At 67.0% G+C, this 17,581-nt stretch carries 19 protein-coding genes; 5 read left to right on the forward strand and 14 right to left on the reverse strand.

Annotated features, from left to right (window positions below):
• Window positions 1-11: 11 nt before the first annotated feature.
• Window positions 12-446: an SRPBCC family protein gene (locus tag ADBZ9O_RS23540; RefSeq protein ID WP_526525364.1), complete on the forward strand. Its 435-nt coding sequence runs from the start codon at window positions 12-14 to the stop codon at window positions 444-446.
• On the opposite strand, the gene mnmA is transcribed toward ADBZ9O_RS23540, so the two are convergent.
• From mnmA to ADBZ9O_RS23570, 6 genes are all read right to left on the reverse strand, one after another.
• On the reverse strand, window positions 443-1,513 hold the full coding sequence (gene mnmA / locus ADBZ9O_RS23545) for a tRNA 2-thiouridine(34) synthase MnmA (protein WP_526525365.1): 1,071 nt from the start codon (window positions 1,511-1,513) through the stop codon (window positions 443-445). The two genes, ADBZ9O_RS23540 and mnmA, sit on opposite strands and share 4 nt — an antisense overlap.
• Window positions 1,513-2,709, reverse strand: a complete 1,197-nt coding sequence (locus ADBZ9O_RS23550) for a cysteine desulfurase family protein (protein WP_526525367.1) — start codon at window positions 2,707-2,709, stop codon at window positions 1,513-1,515. The genes mnmA and ADBZ9O_RS23550 overlap by 1 nt, the downstream gene beginning before the upstream one ends.
• Window positions 2,710-2,783: 74 nt before the next feature.
• Window positions 2,784-3,632, reverse strand: a complete 849-nt coding sequence (locus ADBZ9O_RS23555) for a lysophospholipid acyltransferase family protein (protein WP_526525368.1) — start codon at window positions 3,630-3,632, stop codon at window positions 2,784-2,786.
• On the reverse strand, window positions 3,629-4,495 hold the full coding sequence (locus ADBZ9O_RS23560; protein ID WP_526525369.1) for a GNAT family N-acyltransferase: 867 nt from the start codon (window positions 4,493-4,495) through the stop codon (window positions 3,629-3,631). Before ADBZ9O_RS23560 ends, ADBZ9O_RS23555 begins: the two co-directional genes overlap by 4 nt.
• 164 nt (window positions 4,496-4,659) lie before the next feature.
• Entirely contained in the window at window positions 4,660-5,616 is a 957-nt protein-coding gene (locus ADBZ9O_RS23565) for an electron transfer flavoprotein subunit alpha/FixB family protein (protein ID WP_526525371.1), read from the reverse strand.
• 28 nt (window positions 5,617-5,644) lie between these two features.
• Window positions 5,645-6,445, reverse strand: coding sequence for an electron transfer flavoprotein subunit beta/FixA family protein (locus ADBZ9O_RS23570; RefSeq protein ID WP_526525372.1), 801 nt, complete (start codon window positions 6,443-6,445; stop codon window positions 5,645-5,647).
• Between the two features lie 228 nt (window positions 6,446-6,673).
• On the opposite strand from ADBZ9O_RS23570, the gene ADBZ9O_RS23575 reads away from it, so the two are divergent.
• The 3 genes from ADBZ9O_RS23575 to ADBZ9O_RS23585 are packed head-to-tail and all read left to right on the forward strand — an operon-like array spanning window position 6,674 to window position 10,316.
• Entirely contained in the window at window positions 6,674-7,477 is an 804-nt protein-coding gene (locus ADBZ9O_RS23575; protein WP_526525373.1) for a class I SAM-dependent methyltransferase, read from the forward strand.
• 32 nt (window positions 7,478-7,509) lie between these two features.
• Entirely contained in the window at window positions 7,510-9,069 is a 1,560-nt protein-coding gene (locus ADBZ9O_RS23580; RefSeq protein WP_526533416.1) for a 1,4-alpha-glucan branching protein domain-containing protein, read from the forward strand.
• The gene (locus ADBZ9O_RS23585) at window positions 9,066-10,316 is read left to right on the forward strand and encodes a glycosyltransferase family 4 protein (protein ID WP_526525374.1); all 1,251 of its coding nucleotides are present in this window, start codon (window positions 9,066-9,068) and stop codon (window positions 10,314-10,316) included. Before ADBZ9O_RS23580 ends, ADBZ9O_RS23585 begins: the two co-directional genes overlap by 4 nt.
• On the opposite strand, the gene ADBZ9O_RS23590 is transcribed toward ADBZ9O_RS23585, so the two are convergent.
• Genes ADBZ9O_RS23590 through ADBZ9O_RS23600 form a run of 3 tightly spaced genes read right to left on the reverse strand, consistent with a single transcriptional unit; the run spans window position 10,313 to window position 11,713 of the window.
• A complete protein-coding gene (locus tag ADBZ9O_RS23590; RefSeq protein WP_526525375.1) occupies window positions 10,313-10,621 on the reverse strand; it encodes a DUF202 domain-containing protein in 309 nt (102 codons plus the stop codon). The two genes, ADBZ9O_RS23585 and ADBZ9O_RS23590, sit on opposite strands and share 4 nt — an antisense overlap.
• A complete protein-coding gene (locus ADBZ9O_RS23595; RefSeq protein WP_526525376.1) occupies window positions 10,618-10,971 on the reverse strand; it encodes a DUF202 domain-containing protein in 354 nt (117 codons plus the stop codon). The genes ADBZ9O_RS23590 and ADBZ9O_RS23595 overlap by 4 nt, the downstream gene beginning before the upstream one ends.
• Before the next feature lie 4 nt (window positions 10,972-10,975).
• Window positions 10,976-11,713 carry an acyltransferase gene (locus ADBZ9O_RS23600; protein ID WP_526525377.1) on the reverse strand — a complete coding sequence of 246 codons (738 nt, stop codon included), beginning with the start codon at window positions 11,711-11,713 and terminating at the stop codon, window positions 10,976-10,978.
• Between the two features lie 95 nt (window positions 11,714-11,808).
• Between ADBZ9O_RS23600 and ADBZ9O_RS23605 the strand changes: the two genes are divergently transcribed.
• Window positions 11,809-13,113: a BamB-related PQQ repeat family beta-propellar protein gene (locus ADBZ9O_RS23605; protein WP_526525378.1), complete on the forward strand. Its 1,305-nt coding sequence runs from the start codon at window positions 11,809-11,811 to the stop codon at window positions 13,111-13,113.
• Here the strand turns inward: ADBZ9O_RS23605 and ADBZ9O_RS23610 are convergent, their stop codons facing one another.
• From ADBZ9O_RS23610 to ADBZ9O_RS23630, 5 genes are all read right to left on the reverse strand, one after another.
• Complete coding sequence (locus ADBZ9O_RS23610; protein ID WP_526525379.1) at window positions 13,114-13,806, reverse strand: esterase; 693 nt, start codon at window positions 13,804-13,806, stop codon at window positions 13,114-13,116.
• Window positions 13,807-13,867: 61 nt separating this feature from the next.
• The gene (locus ADBZ9O_RS23615; protein WP_526533418.1) at window positions 13,868-15,067 is read right to left on the reverse strand and encodes a THUMP-like domain-containing protein; all 1,200 of its coding nucleotides are present in this window, start codon (window positions 15,065-15,067) and stop codon (window positions 13,868-13,870) included.
• A complete protein-coding gene (locus ADBZ9O_RS23620) occupies window positions 15,025-16,005 on the reverse strand; it encodes a class I SAM-dependent methyltransferase (RefSeq protein ID WP_526525380.1) in 981 nt (326 codons plus the stop codon). Before ADBZ9O_RS23620 ends, ADBZ9O_RS23615 begins: the two co-directional genes overlap by 43 nt.
• Window positions 16,006-16,015: 10 nt before the next feature.
• The gene (locus tag ADBZ9O_RS23625) at window positions 16,016-16,774 is read right to left on the reverse strand and encodes an enoyl-CoA hydratase (protein ID WP_526525381.1); all 759 of its coding nucleotides are present in this window, start codon (window positions 16,772-16,774) and stop codon (window positions 16,016-16,018) included.
• Window positions 16,771-17,547, reverse strand: a complete 777-nt coding sequence (locus ADBZ9O_RS23630; protein ID WP_526533420.1) for an NUDIX hydrolase — start codon at window positions 17,545-17,547, stop codon at window positions 16,771-16,773. The genes ADBZ9O_RS23625 and ADBZ9O_RS23630 overlap by 4 nt, the downstream gene beginning before the upstream one ends.
• Window positions 17,548-17,581: the final 34 nt, after the last annotated feature.

The following is a 17,581-nucleotide window of genomic DNA, read 5'->3' on the forward strand; positions in this document are numbered from 1 at the left end:
CATTTCCCACTGTGGTCAACCTTCATATCGAGCGGGTGATCGCCGCGTCACCGCAGCGGGTCTTCGAGTGGCTTGCCGGGCCCGCCAGCCTGACCTCGGCCCCGCTGGTCCTCAAGGCAGATTGGGCGAAGGGCTCGCCCGCACCCGGTGTCGGTGCCGTGCGGGAAGTGGTGGGCACCGGCATGTGGTTCCGCGAAGAGATCACCGCCTACGACCCGCCGAAAAGCTACTCATATCTCATTATTCGCTCGTTCCCGGCCTTCGACCACGACGGCGGCACTCTGACGTTCACCCCGCACGGGGCGGGTACGCACGTCGACTGGGTGAGCAGCTACACCCACCCGGCCCGGGCAGGCGGCAAAGCGATGGAGGCGATCAGCTCACGTCTGCTGCTGTGGAACTTCGGCGCGATCCTCGCGAGCTGCGCCAACGACCTCGAAAGCTAGCGTGCGATCGTCGCGCTGGCGAGCACTTCATCGCCGTCGGCGCCGTCGGGTCGGTACAGCACCATCGTCTGCCCACCGGCAACACCGCGCAGGGCGGTCCGCAGCTGGACCCGCAGTTGTCCGTCGACGAATTCGGCTAGCGCCGGAGCGATTCCACCGTGGGCGCGGACCTGCACCTCACAGTCGAGAGGTCCCGACAGCGGGTTACCCGAAGTGAACACCGGCCGCTCGCCGGTCAGGGACCACACTTCCAGATCGACCGCCGAACCAACGCGGACCGTGCCGGTCTCGGCGTCGATTCCGGTGACGTAGCGGGGCTGCCCGTCCGGGCCCGGACCGGCGATACCGAGGCCCTTGCGCTGGCCGATTGTGAAGCCGTGCACGCCGTCGTGTTCAGCCAGGACGGCACCGCCTGCGTCGACGACCGAACCGCGCCGCACGCCGATCCGGGCCCCGAGGAAGGCCCGGGTATCACCGGAAGGAATGAAGCAGATGTCATGGCTGTCCGGCTTTTCGGCCACCGCGAGGCCCCGCCGGGCGGCTTCTTCGCGAATGAGTCCCTTGGGGGTGTCCCCGATCGGGAACGCCGAATGCCGAAGCTGCTCAGCAGTCAGCACTGCAAGTACATAGGACTGGTCTTTATCGCCGTCCACCGCGCGACGCAGTCGCCCATCGCTCAACCTGGCGTAGTGCCCGGTGGCGACGGCATCAAAGCCCAGTGCCAGTGCCCGCGCCGACAGCGCGGAGAACTTGATCCGCTCGTTGCACCGCACACAGGGATTCGGTGTCTCACCGCGCGCATAGGACTCGACAAAATCGTCGATCACATCTTCTTTGAACCGATCAGCGAAATCCCAGACATAGAACGGGATTCCGAGTACATCGGCGACGCGGCGCGCATCGCCGGCGTCTTCTTTCGAGCAGCAACCCCGCGATCCGGTCCGCAGTGTGCCCGGTGCCGACGACAACGCGAGATGCACTCCGACGACGTCGTGTCCGGCGTCGACCATCCTGGCGGCGGCCACCGACGAATCGACGCCACCACTCATCGCGGCCAAAACCCGCATCAGCGCACCTGCCCAGCACTGGCCAACGCCGCAGCCCTGGCCCGGTGTACCGCAGCGGGCAGCACCCGTAGTGCGGCGTCGACATCGGCGTCGACACTGGTATGCCCCAGGGACAGTCGGATCGATCCGCGGGCGGTCGCGGGGTCGGCGCCCATCGCTACCAGCACATGGGACGTCTGCGCGACACCGGCCGTGCAGGCCGATCCGGTGGAGCATTCAATTCCGTTGGCGTCCAACAGCATCAGCAGCGAGTCGCCCTCGCAACCGCGGAAGGTGAAATGCGCATTTCCGGGTAGCCGCGCTTCCCGAGACCCGTTGACGATGACATCGTCGATCTCGGCCAGGACGGAATCGATCAGCCGGTCGCGCAAGCCGCGTAGCCGCGTCGAGTTCGCCTCAAGGGACTCGACGGCGATCTGCGCGGCAGCTGCCATTGCGACAGCGCCCGCGACATTCGCTGTGCCGGAACGAACATCGCGCTCCTGGCCACCACCGTGGGTCAACGGCACGCATGCGGCGTTGCGGCGCAACAGCAATGCGCCCACCCCGGTCGGGCCGCCAAATTTATGGGCTGCGACGCTCAACGCCGACAGCTCGCTGGCCCCGAACACCAGGGGCACCTGACCGACGGCTTGTATCGCGTCGCTGTGCATCGGCACGCCGAACTCGGCGGCAACCGCCGCCAGCTCGTTGATCGGCATCACAGTGCCGACCTCGTTGTTGGCCCACATCACCGAGACCAGCGCGACGTCGTCGCCGTCTTCCTCCAACGCCTGCCGCAACGCCGCGGGAGTAACCGAGCCATCAGCCTCGGTGGGCAGCCAGGTGATCGCGGCACCCTCGTGCTCGGCCAACCAGGCCACCGAGTCGAGCACCGCGTGGTGTTCGACCGCGGTGGTGATGATCCGACGACGACGTGGCTCGGCATCGCTGCGTGCCCAGTAGATGCCCTTGAGTGCGAGGTTGTCACTCTCGGTGCCACCGGAGGTGAAGATGACCTCAGACGGCCGCGCGCCCAGCTGGGCCGCGATGGTCTCCCTGGCCTCTTCCATCCGGCGACGCGCCAGCCGCCCCGCGGTGTGCAGCGAGGAGGCATTGCCGACCGTGCCGAGCACGGCGGTCATCGCCTCGATGGCGGCAGCATGCATCGGAGTGGTGGCGGCGTGGTCGAGGTACACCGGACTGGTCTGGCTCATGACCTGTCCAGAATAGCCGCAGCGCGGCCATCCCCCGTATTTGCCGACCAGCGTCGTCGCCGACCAGCGGGTGCTCAGGCCGCCAATACGTGCCCGTGGACAGCCGCAGGCGCCTGTGTCGTCCCAGCCGATGACCCACGCACCGCGGTCTCGCAGCGGGCGGCCAGTGCGCGGCGGTCATCACCGGGGAGCTCGAGGGATTCGACGTGCACGTGAACGATCGTGCGGCGCGCCACGATGAGCCGCCGGATCGATTCGAACAGCGTGTCGTCACCGATGTAGGCCGGCACCGTCGAGGTGCTGCCGTCGCGGTGGTGATAGTTCAGTCGCAGCGGCTGCACCGGCCGGCCCGCATCGATGGCCGCCTGGAACATGGCCGGCCGAAACGGTCCGTGCCCGAGCCCGCACCAGGTGGTGCCCTCGGGGAAGGCGACCACGGTGTGGCCGGCGCGCAGCCGTGCGGCGACGGCCTCCACCACTGCAGGCAGCCTGCGCAGGCTTTCCCGCTCGATCGGGATCACCTTCATCAGCCGCGCCAGCACGCCGAGCGCGGGCCAACTGATCATTTCGGCTTTGGCCACGAACGAACCGGGCATCACCGCGCCGATGGTGAAGATATCCACCCACGACACGTGGCGGCTGACCACCAGCACACCGGGCAGGTTGCGGATCGGGCCGCCCGACACCGTGATTCGCACCCCCAGGCAACGCAGCACCAACCGGCAGTAGCCGCGTTGCAGATGCGAGCGCCCCGGTAGCGGAACGGCCAGCAGCGGCAGCGCCGGGATCAAGATCAGCGCCAGAATGGTCCGCAGTGTGGTGCGCAGTGCCACCGCCGCGGGTGCGCCTGCCTGTCCGGAACCGGCGCGGATGCAGTCGGCATCACATGACGCGCGCGGCAGCCATGGGTTCGAAACGATCATGGTGCGGTCCTCTCCTGTTGACCGGCAATGGCCGTTCCGTCACCGATCTGACTGGCCGCCGATACCGAGCGCAGGCGCGTCAGGTACCGGGTATCTGCCTTGCGTTTGTCCAGCAGGGCGGGAAAGTCGCCGACGCCGAACTCCGGGTCGTGGGCGGGTTCACCGCATACCTGCGCCCCAAGGCGCAGATAGCCGCGCATCAGCGGCGGCACCGTCGACCGCGCGGGTGGGGTGATCTCGTCGAGCGTCTTCCCGCCGAGCACCACCGGGCGGTACGGGTGCACGGTGAACTCCGCGGGGGCGGCATGGCGTTGGGCGACGAAATCGCGTACTCCGCGGATCTGGCGGCCCGGCTCGGCGTCCGGATCCGCCGGATCGTGGGTGGGTACCGACACGCAACCGGTCACATATTCGTAATCGCAGCGGTCGAGGTAGGCCAAGATGCCTGCCCACATCAACAACACCACCGCCCCGTTACGGTGATCATCTCGCACCACCGCACGACCCATCTCGACCAGCGAGGGCCGCAGCGAGTCCAGCGCTCGGACATCGAACTCGGTTGCGGTATAAAGGCTTCCGGCGGCAATGGCGCCCGGAGGCGGGAGCATCCGGTAGCAACCGACCAGATCGCCGGAGCGATCTTCGCGGACCAGCAGGTGATCGCAGTACTCGTCGAACCTGTCGGCATCTCTACCGTCGGTGGCGGGCAGCGTGAATCCGGGCTCGGAGGTGAACACGTCGTAACGCAGTCGTTGCGCGGCGTCGATGAGCTCGGGATCGGTGGAAAGCAGCAGGGTGTACTGCGGAACGTCGGCAGCTTCGGTCGGATGATCAGCGGCGATGAGTACAGACGCGGTGCTCATAACCAGCACGGTCGCGCAGCCATCGGGCTTGTCGGCAATCGCCGCGTGTCGTGTTCGTGAGCGTCAGGTGACGAGTTGAAGCCCGCTTACCCCGCGAGCAGACGTAAACAACCCCCATTTCACCGGGAAATGGGGGTTGTTTGCGTCTGCTCGCGCAGAAAAAGCTAGCCCTTGCGGGCTTTGACCGCCTCGGTCAGCTGCGGGGTGACGTTAAACAGGTCGCCCACGATGCCGTAGTCGGCGATCTCGAAGATCGGCGCTTCTTCGTCCTTGTTGACGGCGATGATCGTCTTCGACGTCTGCATACCGGCCCGGTGCTGGATGGCTCCGGAGATGCCCAGGGCGATGTAGAGCTGCGGCGAGACGGTCTTACCGGTCTGGCCCACCTGGAACTGGCCCGGGTAGTAGCCGGAGTCCACCGCGGCACGCGAAGCACCGACAGCGGCATTGAGCGAATCGGCCAGCTCCTCGACGACGGAGAACTTGTCCGCGCTGCCGACACCGCGGCCACCGGAGACAACCACAGAGGCCTCCGTCAGCTCGGGCCGGTCACCGGCGACGGCCGGTTCGCGGGACGTGATCTTCGTCGCATTTTCCGCTGCGGCAGGCACCTCGACGGTGATCTGCTCGCCGGCACCCGCAACGGGCTCGGCCTCGACCGAGCCGGGCCGCAAGGTGATGATCGGGGTGTCGCCGGTGGCCTGGGCGTCAACGGTGTAGGCGCCACCGAAGATGCTGTGCACGCCGATAGCACCGTCTTTGACCTCGACGACGTCGGTGAGCAGCCCGGAGCCCAGCCGCGCAGCAAGCCGGCCTGCGACCTCTTTACCGTCGGCGTTGGCGGCGATCAGGACACCGGCCGGGGCGACCTGCTCGACCAGAGCGGCCAGCGTGTCCAGGGTGGGGGTGACGAGGAACTTCTCGACGTCTTCAGATTCGGCAACGTAGATCTTCGCGGCGCCCGCCGCTTTCAGATCGTCGATCAGCGGAGCCGCGCTACCGGGAGGGCCCACCACGACGGCAGACGGCTCACCCAGTGCACGGGCAGCGGTGATCAGTTCGGCGCTGACCTTTTTCAGCGCGCCTTCGGAGTGCTCAGCGAGCACAAGTACTTCAGCCATGCGTTCTCTTCGCCTTCGTGTGTAGGTCTTAGATCAATTTTTGGGCAACGAGGTACTGGGCGATCTTCGTGCCGCCCTCGCCTTCGTCAGCGATCTTCTCGCCCGCGGTCTTGGGCGGCTTCGGGGTCGAGGACAGCACCTTCGAGCCCGCGTTCGCAACGCCGACCTCATCGGCTTCGACACCGATCTCGGCAAGCGTGAGAGTGGTCACTTCTTTCTTCTTCGCGGCCATGATGCCCTTGAAGGACGGGAAGCGCGGTTCGTTGATCTTCTCGTTCACGCTGACGATCGCGGGCAGGCTGGCCTCGAGGGTGAAGACACCCTCGTCGGTCTCGCGCTCACCGGTGATCTTGCCGTCGGCGACTGCCAGTTTGCGCAGGTGAGTGAGCTGCGGCAGGCCGAGGTACTCGGCGATGACAGCCGGGACTGCGCCACCGACACCGTCGGTGGCCTCGTTACCGGCGATGACCAATTCGACGCCTTCGACGGTGCCCAGCGCGCGGGCCAGGGCCCAGCCGGTCTGGATCATGTCGGAGCCGTGCAGGCCGTCGTCCTTGAGGTGGACGGCCTTATCGGCGCCCATGGACAGGGCCTTGCGGATCGCCTCGGTGGCACGCTCGGGGCCGGCGGTCAGCACGGTGACCGAGCCCTCGATGCCGTTGGCGGCTTCCTTTTCCTTGATCAGGAGCGCTTCCTCGACGGCGCGCTCGTTGATCTCGTCCAATACGGCGTCTGCCGCTTCCCTGTCCAGCGTGTAATCACCGTCGGACAGCTTGCGCTCCGACCACGTGTCAGGAACCTGTTTGATCAGGACCACGATGTTCGTCATGACTCTGGTTCGTCCTCCTTGAGGGGTCCTGGCAGCCGGGATAGCGCCGCAAAAAACCCTGTTTCTTTTGACCACGGTTCGTCCCACCCGCAATGTTACTAGCCGGTAACTTATGGTGGTCCGTTCGTCCACCATAGCGGGTCGTCCAGCGGGTTCTGACCCCCCTCACCCCGGCGAAGGGTCGGATGCGCTTCTCGGTAGGTCAGCTTCGGGTTAGCCTGCCTTCCAATGAGCGCTTCAACCTCCGATACCTCCGGACCTTCTGCACCCTCTGCACCTTCTGGTCCGTCGTTGCCACTGACGGGCGAGCGCACCATCCCGGGCCTTGACATCGAGAACTACTGGTTCCGCCGCCACGAGGTGGTCTATCAACGGCTGGCCCAGCGGTGCGCCGACCGCGACGTCCTGGAGGCGGGTTTTGGCGAGGGTTACGGCGCCGACCTGCTGGCCGACGTCGCTCGCAGCGTGGTCGGGGTCGATTACGACGAATCGGCCGTGGCCCACGTGCGCACCCGCTACCCGCGGGTCGAGGTCGTGCAGGGAAATCTTGCGCAGTTGCCGCTACCCGACGCCTCGGTCGACGTGGTGGTGAACTTCCAGGTCATCGAACATCTCTGGGACCAGCCGCAGTTCGTCGCCGAATGCGCCCGGGTGCTCCGCCCCGCTGGACTGCTGCTGATGTCCACGCCGAACCGGATCACCTTCACCCCCGGCAGCGATACGCCGATCAACCCGTTCCACACCCGCGAGCTCAACGCCGCCGAGTTGACCGAGCTGCTGGTCGAGGGTGGTTTCACCGTCGAATCGATGAGCGGGGTCTTTCACGGCCAACGGCTAAGGACGCTCGATGCGAAGTACGGCGGCTCGATCATCGAGGCGCAGATCGCACGGGCGCTCGCCGACGCGCCATGGCCGCCCGACCTCCTGGCCGATATCGCCGCCATCACCACCGACGATTTCGACCTGATCGGCGCCGGGGAACAAGCGATCGACGACAGCCTGGACCTGGTGGCGATCGCGGTACGACGGTGAGCGTCGACAACAAGAGCGATCCCGTTCCCGGCATGTTCAGCCTGGTGCTGCATACACACCTGCCCTGGCTGGCTCATCACGGCCGCTGGCCGGTGGGCGAGGAATGGCTCTACCAGTCGTGGTCGGCGGCGTACCTGCCGCTGATGCGGGTATTGCGCACGCTGGCCGCCGAGGGCAGGCAGAACCTGGTCACGTTGGGGATGACGCCGGTGGTGACGGCTCAGCTCGATGATCCGTACAGCCTCGACGGGATGGCGCACTGGCTGGCGAACTGGCAGCTGCGGGCGGTCGAGGCTCGCACCCAGGTGGCCGGTCCGGCCCGCAGGGGCACCGCGGCTCCCGATACCGCGTGTACTCCAGAAGCTTTGCGCGCCTTCGGTATTCATGAATACGCCGAGGCCGAGCGGGCACAGGACGATTTTTCCACCCTGTGGCGCCACGGCGGCAGTCCGCTGCTGCGCGAGCTGATCGACGCGGGCACGGTCGAGCTGCTCGGCGGGCCGTTGGCACATCCGTTCCAGCCGTTGTTGGCGCCGCGGTTGCGGGAATTCGCCCTGCGCGAGGGCCTGGCGGACGCACAGCACCGTTTCGGGCGCGCACCTGCCGGGATCTGGGCCCCCGAATGTGCTTATGCCCCAGGCATGGAACGCGACTACGCCGCTGCCGGAGTCGGCCATTTCATGGTCGACGGACCGTCCCTACACGGCGACACCGCGCTCGGCCGTCCAGTCAGCGGCAGTGACGTCATAGCCTTCGGTCGCGACTTGGCGGTCAGTTACCGGGTGTGGTCGCCGAAATCCGGTTATCCCGGGCACGCCGCCTACCGCGATTTCCACACCTACGATCACGTCACCGGCCTCAAACCGGCCCGGGTGACCGGACGTAACGTTGCCTCGGAGGCCAAAGCGCCCTACGAGCCGGACCGCGCCGAGCACGCGGTCGACGGCCACGTCGCCGACTTCGTCGATATCGTCCGGCGGCGCCTCATCTCCGAAAGTGAGCGCATCGGCCGACCGGCGCATGTGGTGGCCGCGTTCGACACCGAATTGTTCGGGCACTGGTGGCACGAGGGCCCGATGTGGCTGGAGCGGGTCCTGCGGGCGTTACCCGAGGCCGGGGTCCGGATCGGCACCCTCGCCGATGCCGTTACTGATGGCTACGTCGGCAACAGCGTCGAATTGCCGCCCAGCTCTTGGGGTTCCGGCAAGGACTGGCAGGTCTGGGCGGGTGATCAGGTTGCCGACCTGGTGGCGCTCAACAACGAGGTCGTCGATACCGCTCTGGCGACGGTCGACAAGGCACTGGAACAGAACAGCACCCCCGGCGCCCCGGTGGCCCGCGATTTTGTCGCCGACCAGATCCTGCGTGAGACGTTGCTCACCGTGTCCTCGGACTGGCCGTTCATGGTCAGCAAGGACTCCGCCGCCGACTACGCACGCTATCGCGCACACCTGCATGCGCACGCCGCCAGGGAGATCGCCGCGGCACTGGCGTCGGGCCGGCGCGAGTCCGCCGAGCGGCTCGCCGCCGGGTGGAACCGCGCCGACGGACTGTTCGGGGCGCTCGACGCGCGGCGGTTACCCAGACCGTGAAAATCCTGATGGTGTCGTGGGAGTACCCGCCGGTGGTGATCGGCGGCCTTGGCCGGCATGTCTATCAACTCGCCACCGCGCTGGCAGCAGACGGCCACGAGGTCGTCGTGCTGAGCAGGCAGCCGACGAACACCGACCCCAGATCGCATCCGTCGACCGATGACGTCAGCGAAGGGGTCAGGGTGGTTGCGGCCGCCCAGGATCCACACGAGTTCACCTTCGGCACCGACATGATGGCCTGGACGTTGGCGATGGGTCATTCGATGGTGCGGGCGGGGTTGACGTTGCGTGATCGTGGCGGCCGGGCCCGAACCTGGCGCCCCGATATCGTGCACGCCCACGACTGGCTGGTGGCGCATCCCGCCATCGCGTTGGCCGAATTCTATGACGTGCCATTGGTTTCCACGATCCATGCCACCGAGGCCGGCCGGCATTCCGGCTGGGTGGCCGGTTCTATCAGCCGCCAGGTGCACGCGGTGGAATCCTGGCTGGTGCGCGACTCCGATGCCCTGATCACCTGCTCGGCGTCGATGAGCGAAGAGATCACCGAACTGTTCGGCCCCGGCTTGAGCGACTCCACAGTGATTCCCAACGGTATCGACACCGAGGGCTGGCCATTTGCGCGCAGACGGCCCCGCACCGGTCCCCCGGAACTGCTGTTCGTGGGTCGGCTCGAATACGAGAAGGGCGTGCACGACGCCATCGCCGCGCTGCCCCGTATCCGCCGCACGCACCCCGGCACCACGCTGACGATCGCCGGCGACGGCACCCAACGTGCCTGGCTGATCGAGGAGGCCCGCCGGCACAAAGTTCTCAAGGCCACCAACTTTGTTGGGCTCGTTGATCATTCGGAGCTCCTGGCGCTGCTGCACCGAGCGGACGCCGCCGTGCTGCCCAGCCATTACGAGCCGTTCGGAATCGTCGCACTCGAAGCCGCGGCGGCAGGGGCACCGTTGGTCACCTCCAACGTCGGCGGGCTGGGCGAAGCGGTGATTGACGGCGTGACGGGCACGTCCTATCCCCCACGGGACCTCGCCGCGCTGGCCGCCTGCATGCGCACAGTGCTCGACAACCCCGCGGCCGCACAGCGCCTGGCAGTTGCTGCCAGGGAAAGGTTGACCGCCGACTTCTCCTGGCCGACGGTGGCTGCCCACACCGCCCAGGTGTATCTGGCCGCCAAGCGCCGCGAACGCGAGCCGCAGGCCCGCCGGCCGATCGTCGAGCAGGCCCTGCCCGGACGCAGTTAGACGACCAGCGACAGCACCGATACCGCGATCAGGCCGAGCACCAGGACGGTCAGCAGGTAGACCTCCCGGCGCGGGTTGATCGATTGTGGCAGTGGATGTCTGGCGAGGGTGCGCTGCCGTCGCAGTCCGATCACGTAGGTGATCCCGGCCAGGGCGGCCGCGGCGACGGCAGCCGCAAGGCCGAGTCCCGCGCTGTGATCCTTGATATCGCGCACCATCAGGATTGCGCCGTTACCCAGGAGCGCGAACGAGGTGCGCGTCCAGGCCAGCGACGTCCGCTCCGCCTGCAGGCCAGGATCGGTCAACCGGTAACCGCTCTGAAAATCGCGAACGCGGCTACCAGCAGGCCGATCACGGTCAGGCCCACCGCGAGGTAGGCCGGGGTCGGATGGCGCGGCAGCTCAACGCCGCTGCGCATGGCCCGGTCGACCTGCACCCAGCGGATCAGGCCGATCAAGGCGGTTGCGGTGGCCAACACGGCCAGCAGAACCCCGAGCACATGCCGTGCGCCCGGCACGCCCAGCTCGGGAACGAACTGGATCACCGCGACCGAGGCGGCCAACAGCCCCAGCGCGGTGCGCTGCCAGGCCAGGAACGTCCGCTCGTTGGCCAGCGTGAACCGGTAGTCGATCTCGGGGCCGTCGGATTCGCTCACGGTGTCAGCGGTTCGCTTTTTTTCGCTCGATATCGGCCAGCGCCGCCGCAAGCTGGGCGCGCTGCGCCGCCGAGGTCTCCCAGGCCAGCTGACGGTTCTTGACCACCTTGGCCGGCGCACCGACGGCGATCGAAAAGTCCGGGATGACGCCCTTGACCACCGCGTGCGCGCCGAGCACACAACCGCGGCCGACGGTCGTCCCGCGCAGCACTGTGACCTTGGCCGCGATCCAGGTGTCCGGGCCGATCCGGACCGGGCTCTTGGCGATCCCCTGGTCCTTGATCGGCATCTCGATGTTGTCCATCTTGTGGTCGAAATCGCAGATGTAGCACCAATCGGCCATCAACACCGACTCCCCGAACTCGATGTCGATATAGGTGTTGACGACGTTGTCCTTGCCGAAGACCACCTTGTCGCCGAGCCGTAGCGACCCTTCGTGAGCGCGCAGGGTGTTTCCGTCGCCGATATGCACCCAGCGGCCGATCTCCATCTGCGCCAGCTCGGGTGTGGCGTGAATCTCGACGCGCTTGCCGAGGAACACCATGCCCCGGGTGATGATGTGCGGATTGGTCAGCTTGAACTTCAGCAGCCGCCAGTACCGAACCAGATACCACGGTGTGTAGGCGCGGTTGGACAGCACCCACTTCAGCGAAGCAAGTGTCAGAAACTGGGCCTGACGTGGGTCGCGCAGCCGCGAACCCCGCCAACGTTTGTGGATCGGCGCGCCCCACATGCTCGTCATGGCCGGAAAGCCTACGCGAGCCCGCCTCGGCTACGGGTTACCCTCGGTGGACTTCTCGGCGGTAGGCGATCAGAGGACAGAAAGGAGCGTCACTGGTGCTTCGGCCACTTCGGCGAATTTCAGCACCGGTGTCAGCGGCCCTGATCGCACTGGGTGCGGTCGGCTGCGGCTCGACCGACTCGTGGGTCGATTCCGCACCCTCGCTGGGCTGGCCGGCCCAGTACGGTGACGCGGCCAACAGCAGCTACACCTCTTCCGCCGGCGCGGACGCACTCACCCTCGCGTGGACCCGGTCGGTCAAGGGTGAGCTGGGGGCATCGGTCGCCATCGGCTCCGGTGGTTATCTGGTGGCCAACGGCCAGACCTCGTCCGGTTGCTCGCTGATGGTCTGGGAGAACACCAACGACGGCCGTCAGCGGTGGTGCACCCGCATGGTGCAGGGCGGTGGCTTCGCCGGTCCGATGATCGACGGCTTCGACAACGTCTACGTCGGTCAGCCGGGCGCCATCGTCAGCTACCCCAGCACCCAGTGGGTCCGCTGGCGTCAGCAGGTGATCGGAATGCCCCTCACCCCAAGAATTCTGGGAGGTGGCCAACTGCTGGTGGTGACCCACCTGGGGCAGGTGCTGATCTTCGATGCGCACCGCGGAACCGTCGTCGGCACCGCCATCGATCTGGTCTCCGATCTCGACCCCACCGACTCACAGCGCGGACTCGCCGACTGCGGGCCTGCCCGCCGCGGTTGCCCGGTCGCGGCCGCACCGGCCTACTCGGCGGCATCGCAGCTGATCGTCATCCCGGTCTGGCAACCGGGCGCGCCGGCCGCCACCTTGGTCGGCCTGCGCTACCACCCCGGGCAAAATCCCTTGATGACACGGGAGTGGACGAGCGACGCCGTCACCGACGGCGTGCTGGCCAGCCCGACGCTGTCCTCAGACGGCAACACCGTCTACGTCAATGGCCGCGATAAGACGCTGTGGGCACTCAACGCCGCCGACGGCACGATGAAATGGTCTGTCCCACTGGGGTTTCAGCCGCAGACGCCCCCGACGGTGGCCCCGGACGGACTGATCCAGACCGGTGGTGGCCCTGATACCGCGTTGGCCGCGGTGAAAGACAACGGCGATGGCGGTGAGTTGGTTTGGCGCCGAGGCGATGTCGAACCGCTGACCACCGCAAGCCAGGCCGGCCCCGGGGTCGCTTACACCGTTGTCCGCGACGGCGCACCCGGCGCCGAGGGGATGGCGCTGCTGGCGTTCGATCCGGCCGACGGGCACACCCTCAACAGCTATCCGCTACCGCAGGCCTCGGGATTCCCGGTCGGTGTCTCGATCGGCCGGGACCGCAGGGTCGTCGCCTCGACCAGCGACGGTCAGGTGTACAGCTTCGCGCCGGCCTAGTCAGGCGGCGAGTACCGAAACCAGCGCCGTGCGAGGAATGGTCACCTTGGTGGCACCCGCGGCCTCGGCCATCAACCCGCCCTGGCTGAAGAAGAACGTGACGGAGTCGTTGGTGAGCGCGAAGTTCTGGTAGTTCTCCGGGTTCATCCCGTCGCCGACAAGCACAGGGTCGCTGATCCCGGACTGCTTCTCCAGATCCTGCTGGACGAGCGGGAAGATGACATTCAGCGGCTGGGAGTCGGGGCGGAACAAGGTGTCGAACGTGATGGGGGCCTTCTTGGCCAGGTCGTAGTTGAAGGCCTGATACCAGGTGGATGGGTGTGCCCCTCCGACGTTCTGATACACCTCAAGGACAACCGAACTGGTACCGGTGGGCGGGGTACCGGCGCTGTAGCGGGTGGAGGTGACGTCCAGCGCATAGGGCAGGCCGGTCGATCCCGGCATCTCGGCGACGTTGACGAATCCGTCCCGGGTCTGGGTCAGGTAACTGTCCAGCGGGCCCTGGTCGGGGTAGTCCACCGGGAATTTCATGTCCAGCATGTAGGTGTCATTCGAGACGTGCACATCGCACATCTGATCCGGCCCTTGAGTGCCCCCGAAATCGACACAGGGCGACTGGGCGGCTGCCACCACCGGAGGCGAGCCGAGGAGAACCGCACCGGCCAGCGTCACGGCCGCAATCACAATGCGCATATGTGTTGTCCTTGCTGGCCTTTGAGACGGCACCGGCGCCGTCGTTGCCAGCCTACCTGGGTCAGCGTGACGCGCGACATACGAATGCGATTGCCCGCGCAGCCGAACCCGCACCGATCCTGGTGATCACCACTGAACGCGCTTGACTGCCGGTCAGCCGCAACCGTCGGCGTAGCGCGTCGGGGTCGACATCGACACCGCGCACCAGGATTTCCACCGCGCCGACGTCGAAGCCCAAAAGTGCCTGGCGCAACCGCTTTTCATTGAAGGCCAGCTGGTCGAGAACTTCGAAGCCACGCACTCCCGGCGGCAACTGCTCCCCCGTCAGGTAGGCGATCTCGGGGTCGAGCTGCCACAGCCCGTATCGGTTCCCGTAGTGCCGGACCAGACCGGCCCGCACCACGGCACCGTCGGGGTCGACGATCCAGCGACCGACCGGGCCGACGCCGCAGTCGTCGGGTTCGGCATCGGTGAGCACCTCGGCGCGGTCCAACAGACTCGCCCGCCGACGGACGCCGGGTTCGGCGAGTCCGGCCGACCACAAGCACGCCTCCCGCACCGAACCCCCCAGCGAGGTCAATTCGATCTCCCCGTCGAAACCCAGTGCGACCAGCGCACCGAAGTCGATTCCCGGCGCGCATTTCACCACCAGATCGCGGGCGCGGTAGACGTCGAAGACGGCGTCGAGCGCGGGGGTGTAATCGCGCGGGTCGAAGCGCCGCCGCCCGCCGCTGCGCCGCGCAGGGTCGGCGACGACGACCGCGTCGCGCGTGATCGGGCATAACGCATCGGCCCTGACGAGAGCCGCCGCCCCACCGAGGTTGTGTCGAGCCATCGCCAGCCGGACCGGATCGAGGTCGCTACCCACCACGGTCTGCGTGACCGGATGCAGCGCGGCAAGTTCGGTGCCGATCGAACAGGTCACGTCGTGCACGACCCGGTCCCTGAGCCGGCGCGCGCGATGCCCGGCCACCGCGGATGCAGTGGCCTGCTGGAGCGCCTCATCGGTGAACAGCCAGCCGTCGGCGTCGGCGAGTTTGGCCGCCGCCTTTCGGCGCAGCAGCGTGGTTTCGACCAGCGCAGGCGCGCGACCGCCATAGCGGGCGCGTGCCGCGCTGATATCTGCCACCCGGTCGGTCAGCGGCAGCGCCGCGATATCGGCCAGAGCGGCGCTGCCCTGCTCCGAGGTCAGATAGTCAACATCGTCGAGGGTGAAGCTTAAGACGGCTTGACCCCGGTGATCATCACGTTGTAGAACCAGCCCTTGGGTACCACCCGCCGCCAGATATTGGCATCGACCCAGCTCAGCGTGGTCCAGCCGCCGAAAGCGAATTTCGCCCAGCCCCAGCCGAGCTTGCCCGGCGGCACCGTCGACTCGAAGGTGCGTACCGGCCAGCCCAGCATGGCGGCGGTGAACTCTTCGCTGGCGGTCTGTACCTGCACCGCGCCCGCATTGGTGGCCATCGTCTCCAGGTCAGCGGGGTCGAAGGTGTGCAGGTCGACAATCCACTCCAGGGCAGCAGCGCGCGAGTTCTCGTCGAGCTCCTCCTGAGACCGGCGCCAGCTGGCCAGACCGGGCAGCTTCATCGCCGCGACAGTGGTTTTCCAGGTCAGATCCGCCAACCTGCGGGCGTACGCATTACCGACGGTGGTCGGCTCACCGGCGAAGACGAACCGCCCGCCCGGCTTGAGCACCCGGACCACCTCGCGCAATGACAGCTCGACATCGGGGATGTGATGAAGGACGGCATGCCCGACCACCAGGTCGAAGGTGTTGTCCTCGTACGGGATGCCCTCGGCGTCGGCGACTCTGCCGTCGATGTCCAGGCCGAGTGACATTCCGTTGCGGGTGGCGACCTTGACCATGCCGGGGGACAAATCGGTGACCGATCCGCGCCGGGCCACTCCGGCCTGAATCAGGTTGAGCAGGAAGAACCCGGTGCCGCAGCCCAGTTCGAGAGCTCGGTCGTACGGCAGTTCGCGCTGCACCTCATCAGGCACGATGGCATCGAAGCGGCCGCGCGCGTAGTCGATACAACGCTGGTCATAGGAGATCGACCATTTGTCGTCGTAGGACTCGGCTTCCCAGTCGTGATACAGCACCTGCGCAAGTTTGGTGTCGTGGCGGGCAGCCTCGACCTGTTCGGCCGTCGCGTGTGGATTGGGGGCCGGCATATCTCCCGCATGCGTGCTCGTCATGGAGGGCAGCCTAACTGGTTTCCAACTGTGCCTGGCTGGCGGCGAACACCTCGACGTAGCGACGCCGCTCGTCGGCGATGCTCTTGGCACTGGCACCCTTGCCCTTGGCGAATGTGCCGTCGATGACGGCCTTCGCGGCAGCGAGCGCCTCGAGCGGGGCCCCGACAAAACGTTCCGCCCAGGTCACCGCGGAGTCGTAGACATGATCGGGGGCCACCAGTTCGTCGAGCAGGCCGAGGTCGTGTGCCTCCCTGGCGTCGACGAACCGTCCACTGAACACGAGGTCCTTGGCCCGGCTGACGCCGACGGTGCGGGCCAGCCGCGCCATCCCGCCGCCGCCAGGGATCAGTCCGGCCAGGATCTCGGTCGCACCGACCTTGACGTTATCGCCGCCGATCCGCCAGTCCGCGGCCAACGCAAGCGTCAGCCCAGAGCCCAGTGCGTAGCCGGTCACCGCGGCCACCGTCGGTTTGGGGATCGCGGCCACTGCCTCGATGGCGCCGTGGCGGACGTCGGCCCCGCGTTCGGCTTCCCGATCGTTGAGCGTGCGCAGTTCCGGCACGTCATCGCCGGCCGAGAAGATCTCGTGGCCGCCGAACAGGATCACCGCCGCGATATCGTCCCGGTCGGCGATCTCAGCAGCGGCGTCGGCGAGTTCTCGGTACGCCTGCCGGGTCAGCGCGTTGGTCGGCGGACGAGAAAGCAGCACAGTCCCAACACCGGGATGATCGGCGCTGGTGTGCAGGCTGACGAATTCCCTGCCTGTCATGGCGCGCGGCCGGCGCGAGCAGCGTTGTAGCGGCCGCTGTCGAAGAACTCGATCTCCCAATTACCGTCGGCCACCACAAGATGTGGTTGGACCGCGGCGATATTCCGATCCACTGCCAACACCTCGGCGACGGTCCGGCCGGCCAGGGAGTCAAGTTGCGTCCAGGTGGGCGGTAGCAGGAAGGTGCGCTTGGCCTCGAAATCGGCCAGTGCTTCCTGCGGGGTGGCCCAGCCGGCCTTATCCGATTCGGTGTTGTCGCCGTCGGCGCGTTGCCCCTCGGGCAGGGCCCCGACGAAGAAGTAGGTGTCATAGCGGCGGGTGCGCTCTTCCTCTGGGGTGACCCAATTCGCCCACGGCCGCAACAGATCTGCGCGCAGCACCAGCTTCGCCTGTCGCAGGAAGTCGCCGAACGACAGGGTGTTGGCAGCCAGCGCGAGGCGCGCTTCCCGGTAGACGCTGGCATCGCCGACTACGGAGTTTTCGCCGTCCGACGATCCCGACGGCCCTGCGAAGAGCACCCCCGATTCCTCGAAAGTCTCACGGGCAGCGGCACATACCAGTGCCAGCGCCAGGTCTTCGTCGACCCCGAGGCGCTGTGCCCACCACGACGGCGGCGGTCCGTACCAGTCGATATCGGCGTTGCGGTCGCGGTCGTCGACACCGCCGCCGGGGAAGACGATTACCCCACCGACGAATTCCATCGCACGGTGGCGCCGCATCAGAAAGACCTCGATATCCCGGGTGATACCTGCCGCGGTGTCGCGGATCAGCATCACCGTCGCCGCAGGCCTGGGAGGCAGTGGTACC

The organism is Mycobacterium sp., assembly GCF_965229105.1.
Taxonomy (GTDB): domain Bacteria; phylum Actinomycetota; class Actinomycetes; order Mycobacteriales; family Mycobacteriaceae; genus Mycobacterium.

Bases quoted from the DNA above. Each gene is read 5' to 3' on its own strand.
- mnmA (WP_526525365.1), bottom strand. From the start codon at position 1,513: ATGCGGGTTTTGGCCGCGATGAGTGGTGGCGTCGATTCGTCGGTGGCC.
- ADBZ9O_RS23550 (WP_526525367.1), bottom strand. From the start codon at position 2,709: ATGAGCCAGACCAGTCCGGTGTACCTCGACCACGCCGCCACCACTCCG.
- ADBZ9O_RS23555 (WP_526525368.1), bottom strand. From the start codon at position 3,632: ATGATCGTTTCGAACCCATGGCTGCCGCGCGCGTCATGTGATGCCGAC.
- ADBZ9O_RS23560 (WP_526525369.1), bottom strand. From the start codon at position 4,495: ATGAGCACCGCGTCTGTACTCATCGCCGCTGATCATCCGACCGAAGCT.
- ADBZ9O_RS23565 (WP_526525371.1), bottom strand. From the start codon at position 5,616: ATGGCTGAAGTACTTGTGCTCGCTGAGCACTCCGAAGGCGCGCTGAAA.
- ADBZ9O_RS23570 (WP_526525372.1), bottom strand. From the start codon at position 6,445: ATGACGAACATCGTGGTCCTGATCAAACAGGTTCCTGACACGTGGTCG.
- ADBZ9O_RS23575 (WP_526525373.1), top strand. From the start codon at position 6,674: ATGAGCGCTTCAACCTCCGATACCTCCGGACCTTCTGCACCCTCTGCA.
- ADBZ9O_RS23580 (WP_526533416.1), top strand. From the start codon at position 7,510: ATGTTCAGCCTGGTGCTGCATACACACCTGCCCTGGCTGGCTCATCAC.
- ADBZ9O_RS23600 (WP_526525377.1), bottom strand. From the start codon at position 11,713: ATGACGAGCATGTGGGGCGCGCCGATCCACAAACGTTGGCGGGGTTCG.
- ADBZ9O_RS23610 (WP_526525379.1), bottom strand. From the start codon at position 13,806: ATGCGCATTGTGATTGCGGCCGTGACGCTGGCCGGTGCGGTTCTCCTC.
- ADBZ9O_RS23620 (WP_526525380.1), bottom strand. From the start codon at position 16,005: ATGACGAGCACGCATGCGGGAGATATGCCGGCCCCCAATCCACACGCG.
- ADBZ9O_RS23625 (WP_526525381.1), bottom strand. From the start codon at position 16,774: ATGACAGGCAGGGAATTCGTCAGCCTGCACACCAGCGCCGATCATCCC.
- ADBZ9O_RS23630 (WP_526533420.1), bottom strand. From the start codon at position 17,547: ATGCTGATCCGCGACACCGCGGCAGGTATCACCCGGGATATCGAGGTC.